Origin of the sequence: Bradyrhizobium sp. (assembly GCF_050014615.1) — a bacterium.
Taxonomy (GTDB): Bacteria; Pseudomonadota; Alphaproteobacteria; order Rhizobiales; family Xanthobacteraceae; genus Bradyrhizobium.
The window spans coordinates 15,887-28,614 of sequence record NZ_JBEKCZ010000050.1; the positions used below are offsets into that span (position 1 = coordinate 15,887).

Genomic DNA, 12,728 nt, shown 5'->3' on the forward strand with positions numbered 1-12,728 from the left:
GTTTGGTTCGGCGCAATGAAAAAGGGTCCGGGCGTTGCCGCCCGGACCCGGTCATCTCGGGAGTCCCCGGCCGTTACTTGCCGGGAATCGCGTCGTCGATGCCCTTGACGTAGAAGTTCATGCCGAGCACCTGGCCGTCGGCCAGATGGTCGCCGCCCTTGCACTCAACTTCCTTGCCGTCCTGGCCGATCACAGGACATTTGAACGGATACAGCTTGCCGGCGATGATGGCGGCTTCGGTATCTGCCGCCAGTTTCTTCACGTCGTCGGGCATGTTGGTGTAGGGCGCCATCACGACCAGTTTCGATTTCAGCCCGCCCCAGGTATCTTCCGAGGCCCATTTGCCGTCGAGCTCGGCCTTGACGCGGTCGATGTAGTAGGGCGCCCAGTTATCCATGATCGAGGTCAGCTGCGTTTTCGGTCCGAATTTGATCATTTCGGAATCCTGGCCGAACGCCAGCTTGCCGCGCTCGGAAGCGATCTGCATCGCCGCCGGGCTGTCGGTGTGTTGCATGATCACGTCGGCGCCCTGATCGAGCAGCGCCTTGGCGGCATCGGCTTCCTTGCCCGGATCAAACCAGGTGTTGGCCCAGATGATCTTGACCTTGATGTTGGGGTTGACGGTCTGGGCGCCAAGGATGGTGGCGTTGATGCCCATGATGACTTCCGGGATCGGGAACGAGGCGATGTAGCCCAGCACGCCGGATTTCGACATCTTGCCGGCGATCACGCCCTGAATGTAGCGGCCCTCGTAGAACCGGCCGTTATAAATCGACATGTTCTTGTCGCGCTTGAAGCCGGTGGCGTGCTCGAAATGCACGTTGGGATATTTCTTCGCCACCTTCAGCGTCGGATCCATGTAGCCGAACGAGGTCGTGAAGATCAGCTTGTTGCCGGCGCGCACGAGCTGTTCGATCGAGCGCTCGGCATCGGGACCCTCGCTGACGTTCTCGAGATAGGTGGTTTCGACCTTGTCGCCGAATTCCTTGACCACGGCCTGGCGTGCAAGTTCATGCTGGTAGGTCCAGCCGAAGTCGCCGACCGGACCAAGATAGATAAAGCCGACTTTGAGCTTGTCGGCGGCGGATGCGCCGAACAGGCTCGCTCCGGCGGTGAGCATCACTGCCGTTGCCGCGATGAGAATCTTCCTCATGGGTTTCTCCTGCTACTTAAGGGGTGGACTGACTAACCCCGATGCGCCCGCGCCCCATCGCGCGCGCTTCGGGTATTCATGCGTTCATCGATCGGGCACAAACACCGTGCCCAGGGCCGCGGGAGCTGTCGAGCCGCCGGTCCTCGCGCGAGAAATCAGAACCAGGACGACGACGGTTGCAAGATAAGGCAACGCCGACATGAACTGCGATGGAATTCCAAGACCGAGGCCCTGCGCGTGCAATTGCAGGATGGTCACCGCCCCGAACAGATAGGCGCCGATCACCAGCCGGCCCGGCCGCCATGACGAGAATACGACAAGCGCAAGCGCGATCCATCCACGGCCCGCCGTCATGCCCGGAATAAAGAACGGCGTATAGGCCAGCGGCAGATAGGCGCCGGCGAGGCCGGCGCAGGCGCCGCCGAACATCACCGCAAACATCCGGATCCGAAGCACCGGATATCCCAGCGCGTGCGCCGAAATGTGATTGTCACCGGCGGCTCGCAGGATCAGTCCTGCCTGCGTGCGGTAGAGAAACAGCCAGACCCCGATCACCAGCGCCAGCGAGAGATAGATGAATGCGTCCTCGCCGAACAGGATACGCCCCACCAGCGGAATATCGGTAAGGCCCGGAATGTAAAGATGCGGAGCCGGCGTGATGCGCTCGCCGACGAAGCCGGCGCCGATCAGGCCCGACAGCCCGATACCGAGGATCGTGAGCGCGAGGCCGGTCGCAACCTGATTGACCGCGAGACCGAGCGTCATCATCGCGAAGATCAGGGATAGCAATGTGCCGGCGACGATACCGCACAGCGCCCCGATGATGATCGAGCCGGTGAACCATGCGCCGCCGAATCCGCAGGCTGCGCCGACGATCATCATGCCCTCGACGCCCAGATTGAGCACGCCGGCGCGCTCGGTCACCAGTTCGCCGGTGGCCGCGAGCAGCAAAGGCGTCGATGCCGCGAGCACCGAAAGGATGATGGCTTCAAGCAGCCCCACTGGACACCTTTCGCGATGGGAAAATCAGACGGAACCGATAGAGAATGAGAGAGTCGCAGGCGAGCACGTAGAACAACAGGAGGCCTTGAAACACCTTGGTGACATCAAGCGGGATTTTCATCGCGATCTGGGCCTGTTCGCCGCCGATGAAGGTGAGTGCGAGAAAAAGGCCTGCAATTAATATTCCAATCGGGTTCAACCGGCCGAGAAACGCGACGATGATCGCGGTGAAACCATAACCAGGTGAAATGCCCGGCTGAAGGTGCCCGACCGGTCCCGCCACCTCGATGATGCCGGCAAGGCCGGCCAGCGCGCCGGAGATGGCGAACGTCAGAAGGATCAATTGGTTGGAATTGAATCCGCCGAAACGGGCCGCGCGCGGTGCGGCGCCGACGACGCGAATTTCAAAACCTTTGATGGTGCGTCCAAGCAGGACGGTCGTGGCGGCCACGACGAGCAGGGCGATGATGGCGCCGAGATGCAGCCGGCCGCCTTCGATCAGAACCGGCACGGTTGCGACCGGATCAAACTCGGCCGTGGTCGGGAAATTGAACCCGGCCGGATCGCGCCACGGACCGCGTACCATGTAATCCAGAAAAAGGTCGGCCACATACACCAGCATCAGGCTGGTGAGAATCTCGCTGGCGCCGAACCTGACTTTGCAGATCGCCGGTATCAAGGCGTAGAGCGCGCCCGCCACCGCGCTTAACACCAGCATCGCGGGCAGCACCCAATATCCGGCGCCGGTGCCCTGGGTCTTCACCGCGAGCCAGCTGCCGGCGACGGCGCCGATCAGAAACTGCCCTTCGGCGCCGATATTCCAGACGTTGGCGAGATAGCAAAGCGACAGCCCGACGCCGATCATCACCAGCGGGGTCGCCTTGACCGCGATTTCCTGCAGCGAATAGCTGTCGGTCAGGGGATCGATGAAGTAGACGCCAAGCGCCAGAATCGGATTCTTGCCCAGAATGGCAAACAGGATGCTCATGGTCACGATCGTCAGACCGATGGCGATCAGCGGCGAAACCAGCGCGATGGTATTCGACCGCTCGGCGCGCTTTTCAAGCACGAACTGCATGCGGCGCTTCCTTCTGCTCCAGACTGCTTCCGCCCATCAACAGGCCGAGCTTCTCGCGGGTGGCGTCAGCGGTCGCCATCGGCTGCGAGAGGCGGCCGTGGAACATCACGGCGATCCGGTCGGTGATTTCGGTGAGCTCGTCGAGGTCCTGGCTGGTCACGAGCACCGCGGCACCGCTTGCGGCGAGGTCGAGCAGGGCCTGCCGGATGACGGCGGCCGCGCCCGCGTCCACACCCCAGGTGGGCTGGCTGACGACAAGGACCGCGGGGTTACGGAGAATCTCGCGGCCGACGATGAATTTCTGCAGATTGCCGCCGGACAGGCTTGCCGCTTCGGGGTCGCGTTTTGCCTTGCGCACGTCGAAGGCCGCGGTCGCGCGGTCGACCGTCGATAACGTCGCGGCGGTATTGACGAAACCATGCTGCACCATCCCGCTGGCGGCGTGGCCGGTCAGCAGGGCATTCTCGGAAAGTTTCATGCGTGGTGCGGTGCCGTGGCCGAGACGCTCTTCGGGCACAAAGGCGGCACCAAGCCGGCGCCGCTGCGTGATGGAAAGATGTCCCGCGGCATGGCCGTCGATCACCACCGTGCCGGGGTCCTGGACCTGCCGTTCTCCCGAAAGCGCTGCGAAAAGCTCGTCCTGTCCGTTGCCGGCGACCCCGGCGATGCCCAGGATTTCGCCACCCTTCAGCTCGAGCGAAATATGCTCGAGTCTCACGCCGTGGGGATCGTCCGGCTCCAGGCTCAGATCGTTGACCACGAGGCGCGGCACCGTCGTTTTCCGGCCGGCGGCGGCTTTCACCTCCTTGATATCGGCGCCGACCATCATTCGGGCCAGCGAGGCCGCGGTCTCCTGTTGCGGGTTGCAGGTCGAGATTTTCTTGCCGCCGCGCAGGATCGTGGCGGTATCGCAAAGGCGCTTCACCTCTTCCAGCTTGTGGCTGATGTAGAGTATCGCGCGGCCCTCGGCCTTCAGGCGGTCCAGCACGACGAATAATTGATCGGCTTCCTGCGGCGTCAGCACCGCGGTCGGCTCATCGAGGATCAGGAATTTGGGATTCTGCATCAGCACCCGGACGATTTCGATGCGCTGGCGCTCACCCACCGACAGTTGCCAGACCTCGCGTTTGGGATCGAGCGGAAGTCCGTAAACATTGGACACTTCCTCAAGGCGCGCCGACATGTCCTTGAACGATTCCTTGCCGTCGAGGCCGAGCGCCACGTTCTCGGCGACGGTGAGGTTGTCGAACAGCGAGAAATGCTGGAACACCATGCCGATGCCGCGCCCACGCGCTTCCGATGGCCCGGACAGAACCATCTTCTCGCCCTGCCAGCGCATCTCGCCGTCGCTCGGCTGGATCAATCCGTAGATGGTTTTGACGAGCGTCGATTTTCCCGCGCCGTTCTCGCCGAGGAGGGCATGGATCTGCCGTGGCCAGATATCGATATCGATGGCTTCGTTGGCGAGAAAATTGCCGTAGCGCTTGGTCAAGCCAATCGTCTGGAGCAGGGGCGTTCCGCCGGAGTGTGGGCCGGTAGGCGTCGAATCTAACATTCGCTGTCACGCGTGCGAGGAACGGGTGCCTTAATACTGAGCTAGTTTAGACGGCGGCGTAAGTGGGGAAAAAGCGTCAGCGTTTGCCCAACTCTTTGGCAGATGACCGCCAGTGATTCCCTTGGCCCGCCCCGGGCCCGACGTGTCCACGGAGCCTCATTCCAGCTCGTCCCCGGCCAAAATCGCCGAAAAACCTGTTGCAAAATTGTGACGGTCGATTCCAAATCGGAACAGCGGATCAGGCCTGCCGCGAACATGAGCGACGTCATTTCAGCGTCGCCCGGGGGCTGGCGGGGGGCTGTTTTTGCCAGCAATTCCTGTGCTCCCACGGCCTCAGATTAGCAAAAATATCCAATATAAACAGATGCATACGCTCACCCCATGCTTGCCTTGGGCTGCTTTGCGCCATGCAACGAACCGTGCCGGGCGGGCGTAACATGCTGATCGGCCGGCTGTTCTTGATGAAACTTGCGGCAGGCCATGGAGAAACTTGAGGCTTCTCAGAATTAACGAACGGCGCAAGTGTCCGGCTCAAGGACCTCGATCAGTGTGATCGTCAAAACTTGGGGGTATTCCGAATGTCCTATCGTACCAAAGCAATTGCAGCCGCGATGCTGTCACTTGCCTCTTTTGTTCCAATGAGCTTCGCAAGCGCCGCGGACCTGCCGGTCAAGGTGAAGGCCAAGCCAATCCCGGAGATTCCCTTCTTCCTGGTGATCGACGATCGGGTGAGCTTCTCGTACATCGGTAGGGGTACCGATCCGGGTGTGTTCAGCATCGTCAATGGCAAGGTCAACGGCGATACCGCAAAGTCGGTGTATTCGTTCTCCCATTTCGACGTGTGGGCCTACGGCACCAACTTCTTCGCCATCAACATGTTCAAGTCGGACCACAACGATCCGGCCGTCCCGTGCATTAACGCTGGCGTTCTGCCGGTCGGTACGGCGAGCTGCGCTGGCGCGACCGAGTTCTTCGGCCTGCTCCGCAGCACCTACGGATGGAACGAAATCTTCAACACCAAGGCCTTCAGCCAGGGTCCTCTGCATAACGTTTCGTTCGAAATCGGCGCCGAGGGTGAGACCGAAAATAACTACCTCGGCCCCAACAAGCGTGCCTTCGAAGCCGGTCTGCAGTTCGCCTTCGATCTTCCCTACAAGGGCTACTTCAACGTTGCGCCCTTGGCCTACAAGGAACTCAACCACAACGCCTTTAATCAGTGCGGAAGCATTACTGTTGCTCCTGGCGCGATTCCGGGTTCTACCTGCAGCATCGATGGAAACACCGAGTTCAAGGCGACTTGGGCGGTTGAAATCAACTACTACATGGATCTCGGCTTCCTGCCGGAAAGCATCAACTACTTCGCCATCAGCGGCCGCGCTGGCTTCTATGGACCGAAGGGCGATGCCAACGGCCTTCCGCTTAATTCGGGTGCTGGCGTAGCAAGCACCGCGACCAAGACCGAGATCAACAGCGAGCCGATCCGTCTGACCTTCGACGCCTCCAAGGCGTTCTGGGGTCCGAAGTACGCTCAGTTCGTCACGACCTGGGTGTCCTACCGCTACTGGCAGAACAAGTTCGGCCTCGACCACAACGCTGAACTCGGTGTCTGTAACGTCATCGTCGGCGGCGCCGTCACCAGCACCAACAGCTGCACGGAATCGAGCTACCAGGCCGGTATCACTGTGAAGTTCTGATCGCCTGATCCTGTTCAGGTAAACGATGGCGCCGCGATCAACTCGCGGCGCCATTTTCATTTCAGCGATTTCGTTCGGTGGAGCGAGATCAGCTATTTCTTCCAGACGCCGGCGTGCAGGCTCTCGGCTTCGTCTTCAAGCATCGGTCCGACCACGTTCGTCGCGCGTTGACCGGTTTCGAAAACCTTGCGGCACGGCAGGTCGAGGGTGGGGTTCTCCGGATGGTTGCCGGTGACCGCCCGCAGGCGATGCTCACTCAGGCCGTACACCAGGCGGCCAATTCCAGCCCAGTAGATCGCGCCTGCGCACATCGCACAGGGTTCGGCGGACGAATATAGCGTGGCCTTCGCGAGCACATCCGGACTGAGGGTCGTGCAGGCTTGCGTCGCGAGCAGGCGCTCGGCGTGGCCGGTCCCGTCATGCGCCGGCATGTAGCCGTTCTCGGTTTCGATCAGGACGTTGCGGTTCTCATCGACCAGGATGGCGCCGAAGGGATGATTGCCGTGGGTGATGGCGCGGCGGGCGACATCGAACGAACGGCGCAAGAAGTGTTCATCGAGTTCGGACGTGCCCGGATTCGAATTGCTGTCCATGACCGCTCCTGCCGCTTCGCGCATCATGCAGAGCGCGGGCGGGACAGGCAAGCCATAGCGTTTTCGAGCCAACGGGTCGCGCGAATGCGCGCCCGATAACGGGCTCCGTGGGTCCCGGTTCGCGTGAAAAAGGATCGGGCGGATTAGAGCATGATCCGGAAAAGTGGGAACCGGTTTTCCGAAAAGATCATGCTCAAACAAGATAGGCGACGAGCATGATTCAACGCAGTTGAATCATGCTCTAGTGTCCCGCCATGTGACGCCCGATTTCGGTCAGGTCGGCTTCGCTGGCGCGGGCTTCATAGACGAGCTGGCCGTGAAACATCACCATCAGGCGATCTGACAGTTCGAGCAGCTCGTCGAGGTCTTCGCTGACCAGCAGCACCGCGGCGCCGCGGTTCCGCGCGGCCATGATCTCGGCGTGAATTTGCGCAACGGCGGCGAAATCCAGTCCGAAGCAGGGATTGGCGGCGATCAGGACTTCCACTTCACCGCCCAATTCGCGCGCCAGCACGGCACGCTGCACGTTGCCGCCCGACAGCGAAGCGATCGGCGTATCCGGCGTGCGGGTCTTGATCCTGTAGAGTCCGATTTTCTTCTCGGCGTCGGCGCGGAACGCCGCGCGGTTGAGCCACCATCCGCCAGTTGCGAACGGCGCGCGGTCGAATTCGCGAAACGCGATATTGTCGGCCACGCTCATGCCGCCGACGCAGGCGTTCTTCAGCGGCTCTTCCGGCAGCAGCGACATTTTGTGCCGGCGCATTTCCTCGCGGCTGGCGTGGTAGACGTCGCCAATGACGCGGATTTCGCCGCTTTCGGCTTCGCGCTGACCGGCGAGCACCTCGACCAGCTGACGCTGGCCGTTGCCGGAAACCCCGGCAATGCCGACGATCTCCCCGCCGCGAACCGCAAGCGATATGTCACGAACGGCCACCGCGCCGGCATCGTCAAGCGCGTTGACCTTGTTGAGCTCGAGCCTGATATCACCGACTTCGCCGACCCGGGCCGGCTGAATGGTCAATTCTTCCGCCCCGATCATCATGCGGGCCATCGTGTCGGGCGTGAGGTCGGCAACCCTGCCATGGCCCGCCAGTTTGCCGCGGCGAAGGATCGTCACCTCGTCGGCAAAGGCCATCACTTCGCGGAATTTATGGGTGATCATCAGGATCGTCAGGCCGTCATTGACGACCATGGCGCGCAGCATGCCCAGCACTTCGTCGGCTTCGCCCGGGGTCAGCACCGATGTCGGCTCGTCGAGAATGAGGAAACGCCGCTTCAGGTAAAGCTGCTTGAGGATTTCGCATTTTTGCCGCTCGCCGGCGGAAATGTCCGAGACCCTGAAATTGAGCGGCACCTTGAACGGCATCCGCGCCAGAAACGCTTCCAGTTCCTGCTTTTCCCTGGCCCAGTTGACAACAGCGGGAACGTCGTCGCGCGCCAGCACCAGATTCTCGGCCACCGTCATCGCGGGCACCAGGGTGAAGTGCTGATACACCATGCCAAGGCCGAGCGCGTGGGCATCCTTCGGATTTGCGATCGCCTGTTCGCGGCCGCCGACCAGCACGTCGCCCTGGGTCGGGTGATAATAGCCCATGATGCATTTGACCAGCGTGCTCTTGCCGGCGCCGTTTTCACCGAGCAGCGCATGGAAGGAGCCGGGACGCACCTTCAGTTCGACATTGTCCAGCGCGACGAATTCGCCGAAGCGCATGGTCATGGCGATGGCGTCGACGCCGAGCGCCCCGCTCGGCAGCGGCGTTTCGCCGATGATCATGACAAGGCTCCGATCAGGGCCGTGGACGTCGCCACCGCCCCGAACACGCCGCCCTGCATCTTGATCATCTTGAGCGCGTGGTCATGATTGCTCTTGTCGGTGGCGGCACAGCAGTCCTCGATCAGGATGCATTCGAAGCCGCGGTCGTTGGCCTCCCGCATCGTGGTATGGACGCAGACATCGGTGGTGATGCCGGTCAGAACGATGTTCTCGATGCCGCGCAGCCGTAACATCAATTCCAGATCGGTGGCGCAGAACGATCCCTTGCCGGGCTTGTCGATGATGGGCTCTCCCGGCAGCGGCGCCAGATCGGGGATGATTTCCCAACCGGCCTCACCACGGACCAGCACGCGCCCGCACGGGCCGGGGTCACCGATTCCCGCGCCGATCTGCCGCGACCGCCAGCGCTTGTTGGCGGGCAGATCGGTCAGATCGGGGCGATGGCCCTCGCGGGTATGGATGATGTGGAAGCCTTGGGCACGCATCACGCCAAGCAGCCGCTTGATCGGCTCGATCGGCGCGCGCGTCAGCGACAGATCGTATCCCATCTTGTCGACATAGCCACCGACACCGCAGAAGTCGGTCTGCATATCGATGATGATCAAAGCGGTGTTCTGCGGACGCAGATCGCCGTTATAGGGCCACGCATAGGGCTCGGACTTCAGATAGCGCTCGGCCATGTTATGTCCTCGTCGGTTGGTATCGGTCTATCGGGTGATCGAAAGTTCGGCGGGTGCCCCGGTCAAAGTGCGTTTCGGCGAGCAGGTAATGATCATGATCGCCAGCGTCAGAATGTAGGGTGCGGCGTTGAACAGGTGATATCCCGATGTCACGCCGACCGATTGCAGCGCCGGCCCGAGTGCCGCGGCGCCGCCGAAGGCGAGCGAGGCCCACATGCACAACAGGGGATCCCATCTTGCGAATATCACCAGCGCGACCGCGGTGATGCCCTGGCCGCTGGAGAGGCCTTCGTTCCAGCTGCCGGGATAGAACAGCGACAGGAACGAGCCGCCGATCCCGGCGAGGAAGCCGCCGACCATGGTCGCCCGCAGCCGGATCGCGAGCACCGAATATCCCATCGCGCGCGCCGCGTCCGAACTCTCGCCGGCGGTGCGGATCAATAGGCCCCAGCGCGTCGTCCGGAACGCCCAGTACAGGATTGGCGCCAGTGCGATGCCGATCAGAAACAGCACGTTGATCCGCAGCGCGGCGCGAACCTGCGCGACGTCGCTCCACCAGCCGAAATCGATCGCGGGCAGCCGTGCCGCCGTCGGCTCGATCAGGGGCTTTCCGAGATAGAAGGCGAGCCCGGTCCCGAACAGCATCAGTGCGATGCCGACGGCGATGTCGTTGACCCGCGGCAGCGAGCAGATCCCGGCGTGAAGCGCGCCCAACAGCGCACCGGTCACGCCGGCGGCGAGCACGCCAAGCCAGGGCGAACCGGAGAGATAGGAAATGCCGTAAGCGCTCATCGCGCCCATCACCAGCGTGCCTTCGAGACCGAGGTTGATGCGTCCCGAGCGCTCGGTGATGCATTCGCCGAGGCTGACGAACAGAAACGGGGTGGAGACGCGGATGGCGCCGCCAAACACCGCTAGCGGGACCGTCCAGAGGCCTATCGTTCCGTCCGCCATGTCAGGATTTGCCTTTCAGGAAGCCAATTCGTCCATACAGCGCGTCGCTGGCGAGCACGAAGACAAAGATGATGCCCTGCAGCACCTGGACCGAGGCGTCGGGCAGGCCGAGCCGGCGCTGCAACAGCCCGCCGCTGGCGCTGATTCCGCCCAGCAGGATCGCAACGGGAATGATCGCCAGCGGATTTTGCCGCGCCAGGAAGGCGACGAGGATGCCGGTGAAACCGTAGCCGGCCGCAAGGTTGGCGTTGGTGCGGCCCTGCACCGCGGCGACTTCGACCATGCCCGCCAGCCCGGCCGATGCCCCCGCCAGAAAACAGATGGTCATGATCAGCCTGCCGACACCGAGGCCGACGATCCTGGCCGCGCGAATATTGCCGCCGGCGACGCGCGCCGCGAAACCGAACACGGTGTGATAGATCAGGATGTAGGACGCGATCGCGGCGATGATCCCGAACACCAGTCCCCAATGCACGTCGGTGCCGGGTATCGATCCCAGCATGTTGGCCGCGCCGATCTCGCGGGTCGACGGCTTGTTGAGGCTGGAGGGGTCGCGCATCATGCCCTCGACCAGATGGTTGAGGATCGCCAGCGCGATATAGACCAGCAGCAGGCTCGAAATCGTTTCATTGACGCCGCGGTATTGGCGAAGCCCACCCGACAGCATGATCCAGAGTCCGCCGCCGACCATGCCGGCCGCAGCCATCGCCAGCTGCACCGCCAGCGGCGGCGCCCATTGCAGTGTCAGCGCCGCGCTGGTCGCCGCCAGCGCGCCGATCAAAAGCGCGCCTTCGCCGCCGATGATGACCATGCCGAGCTGGGCCGGCAAAGCGGTGCAGAGCGCGGTCAGGATCAGCGGCGCCGCGCGCGTCAGCGTGTTCTGCCAGGAAAACCAGGTGCCGAAGGCGCCCTGGTACATATAGAAATAAAGATCGAGCGGATTCTTGCCGAACAGAGCGACGAAAATTCCGAACACCCCGAGCGCGCCGACCAGCGCCGCGCCCGGAATGAGGATGTATTCGATGGTCCCGCCGTAACGCTGCAGAAATCCCGGGTCTGCGGCCGGAGCGATCGCATGGGTTTCGACGGGATCTGCAACTTCTGATGTCACGAAGTGGCTCCGATGACGCCTTCCACCAGGTAGTCCATCTTTTCGAGCTCGGGATCCTTCTGGCCGCGCGCGGTGCCGGAAGCGATCACGGTCTTGCCCTTGTTGTCCGCGATCGGGCCCTGGAAGATGGTGTAGGTGCCTGCGGTGAGCTTGGCCTTGACGTCGTCGGCCTGCTTGCGGGCTTCCGCCGAGACCGCCTCACCATAGGGGGAGACCTTGACGATCTCTTCCTTGAAACCGCCGCGATAGAAATTCGGGATGGTTTCGCCCGCTGCCATCATCTTCACGAACTTCGGGTAGAGCGCTTCCCAGTTCCATTCCGCGCCGGTCAGATAGGCCTTCGGCGCCAGCGCCGATTGGTTGACGTGATAGCCGCACACCATCGCGCCGCGGCGCGCGGCGTTTTCCACCATCGTCTTCGGTCCGTCGACATGGCAGGTCAGGACGTCGACGCCCTGGTCGATCAGGCTGTTGGTGGCTTCCGCCTCCTTGACCGGCATCGACCAGTCGCCGGTGAAGATGACCTGGGTGGTGGCCTTGGGATTGGCAAGCTTGGCGCCGAGCGTGAAGGCATTGATGTTGCGCAGAACCTGCGGGATCGGCTTGGCGGCGACGAAACCGAGTTTGCCGGTCTTGGTGGAATGACCGGCGACAATGCCGGAGATGTACTGCGCTTCGTCGATGTAGCCGAAATAGCTGCCGGCGTTCTTGGGATCCTTGTCGGTCCACAAACCGCCGCAGTGCTCGAAGCGCAGCTTTGGATACTTCGCCGCCATCTTGATCATATGCGGGTTGTAATAGCCGAACGAGGTCGGGAACAGGAGCGTGGCGCCATCGAGATTGATCATCGACTCCATGGTCTTTTCGACGGCGTCGGTTTCCGGGACTTTTTCCTCCTCGACCACCTTGATGCCCGGCATCTTCTTGAGCGCGGCCGCGCCCTGCGCGTGGGCCTGATTGTAGCCATAGTCATCGCGCGATCCGACATAGATGAAGCCGATCGTGGTGTCGGCCGCAAACGCGGAACGGGCGCCGAAGGCTGTGCCGAGCGTCAGGGCGGCGCCGCCTTGCAAGAGATGCCGTCGTGAAATCCTGCCAAAATCCATTGCATTGCTCCTTTGGCGGATGGACCGC

General features: G+C 62.3%; 11 protein-coding genes. 1 reads left to right on the forward strand and 10 read right to left on the reverse strand.

What is annotated here, in order from left to right; genetic code table 11:
- Window positions 1–73: 73 nt before the first annotated feature.
- The 4 genes from ABR948_RS10815 to ABR948_RS10830 form a co-directional block, all read right to left on the reverse strand.
- Entirely contained in the window at window positions 74–1,153 is a 1,080-nt protein-coding gene (locus ABR948_RS10815) for a BMP family ABC transporter substrate-binding protein (protein ID WP_428116993.1), read from the reverse strand.
- 84 nt (window positions 1,154–1,237) lie between these two features.
- Window positions 1,238–2,155: an ABC transporter permease gene (locus ABR948_RS10820; protein ID WP_428116996.1), complete on the reverse strand. Its 918-nt coding sequence runs from the start codon at window positions 2,153–2,155 to the stop codon at window positions 1,238–1,240.
- The gene (locus ABR948_RS10825; protein ID WP_428116999.1) at window positions 2,142–3,233 is read right to left on the reverse strand and encodes an ABC transporter permease; all 1,092 of its coding nucleotides are present in this window, start codon (window positions 3,231–3,233) and stop codon (window positions 2,142–2,144) included. Before ABR948_RS10825 ends, ABR948_RS10820 begins: the two co-directional genes overlap by 14 nt.
- Window positions 3,217–4,788, reverse strand: coding sequence for an ABC transporter ATP-binding protein (locus ABR948_RS10830; RefSeq protein ID WP_428117002.1), 1,572 nt, complete (start codon window positions 4,786–4,788; stop codon window positions 3,217–3,219). The genes ABR948_RS10825 and ABR948_RS10830 overlap by 17 nt, the downstream gene beginning before the upstream one ends.
- A 578-nt stretch (window positions 4,789–5,366) precedes the next feature.
- Between ABR948_RS10830 and ABR948_RS10835 the strand changes: the two genes are divergently transcribed.
- Window positions 5,367–6,482 (forward strand): hypothetical protein, encoded by a 1,116-nt coding sequence (locus ABR948_RS10835; protein ID WP_428117005.1) that lies wholly within the window; start codon window positions 5,367–5,369, stop codon window positions 6,480–6,482.
- 92 nt (window positions 6,483–6,574) lie between these two features.
- Here the strand turns inward: ABR948_RS10835 and ABR948_RS10840 are convergent, their stop codons facing one another.
- The 6 genes from ABR948_RS10840 to ABR948_RS10865 form a co-directional block, all read right to left on the reverse strand.
- Window positions 6,575–7,099 carry a nucleoside deaminase gene (locus tag ABR948_RS10840; RefSeq protein ID WP_428117021.1) on the reverse strand — a complete coding sequence of 175 codons (525 nt, stop codon included), beginning with the start codon at window positions 7,097–7,099 and terminating at the stop codon, window positions 6,575–6,577.
- A 217-nt stretch (window positions 7,100–7,316) separates the two neighbouring features.
- Window positions 7,317–8,849 carry an ABC transporter ATP-binding protein gene (locus tag ABR948_RS10845; protein ID WP_428117007.1) on the reverse strand — a complete coding sequence of 511 codons (1,533 nt, stop codon included), beginning with the start codon at window positions 8,847–8,849 and terminating at the stop codon, window positions 7,317–7,319.
- Window positions 8,846–9,529 carry a biuret amidohydrolase gene (gene biuH, locus ABR948_RS10850; protein ID WP_428117010.1) on the reverse strand — a complete coding sequence of 228 codons (684 nt, stop codon included), beginning with the start codon at window positions 9,527–9,529 and terminating at the stop codon, window positions 8,846–8,848. Before biuH ends, ABR948_RS10845 begins: the two co-directional genes overlap by 4 nt.
- Window positions 9,530–9,556: 27 nt before the next feature.
- A complete protein-coding gene (locus ABR948_RS10855) occupies window positions 9,557–10,483 on the reverse strand; it encodes an ABC transporter permease (RefSeq protein ID WP_428117013.1) in 927 nt (308 codons plus the stop codon).
- A gap of 1 nt (window position 10,484) precedes the next feature.
- Complete coding sequence (locus ABR948_RS10860) at window positions 10,485–11,594, reverse strand: ABC transporter permease (protein WP_428117016.1); 1,110 nt, start codon at window positions 11,592–11,594, stop codon at window positions 10,485–10,487.
- A complete protein-coding gene (locus tag ABR948_RS10865) occupies window positions 11,591–12,700 on the reverse strand; it encodes a BMP family ABC transporter substrate-binding protein (RefSeq protein ID WP_428117023.1) in 1,110 nt (369 codons plus the stop codon). Before ABR948_RS10865 ends, ABR948_RS10860 begins: the two co-directional genes overlap by 4 nt.
- Window positions 12,701–12,728: the final 28 nt, after the last annotated feature.

Excerpts from the sequence above, each read along its gene's own strand:
- ABR948_RS10845 (WP_428117007.1), bottom strand. The coding sequence starts at position 8,849 with ATGATCATCGGCGAAACGCCGCTGCCGAGCGGGGCGCTCGGCGTCGAC.
- ABR948_RS10815 (WP_428116993.1), bottom strand. The coding sequence starts at position 1,153 with ATGAGGAAGATTCTCATCGCGGCAACGGCAGTGATGCTCACCGCCGGA.
- ABR948_RS10830 (WP_428117002.1), bottom strand. The coding sequence starts at position 4,788 with ATGTTAGATTCGACGCCTACCGGCCCACACTCCGGCGGAACGCCCCTG.
- ABR948_RS10865 (WP_428117023.1), bottom strand. The coding sequence starts at position 12,700 with ATGGATTTTGGCAGGATTTCACGACGGCATCTCTTGCAAGGCGGCGCC.
- ABR948_RS10840 (WP_428117021.1), bottom strand. The coding sequence starts at position 7,099 with ATGCGCGAAGCGGCAGGAGCGGTCATGGACAGCAATTCGAATCCGGGC.
- ABR948_RS10825 (WP_428116999.1), bottom strand. The coding sequence starts at position 3,233 with ATGCAGTTCGTGCTTGAAAAGCGCGCCGAGCGGTCGAATACCATCGCG.
- biuH (WP_428117010.1), bottom strand. The coding sequence starts at position 9,529 with ATGGCCGAGCGCTATCTGAAGTCCGAGCCCTATGCGTGGCCCTATAAC.
- ABR948_RS10835 (WP_428117005.1), top strand. The coding sequence starts at position 5,367 with ATGTCCTATCGTACCAAAGCAATTGCAGCCGCGATGCTGTCACTTGCC.
- ABR948_RS10855 (WP_428117013.1), bottom strand. The coding sequence starts at position 10,483 with ATGGCGGACGGAACGATAGGCCTCTGGACGGTCCCGCTAGCGGTGTTT.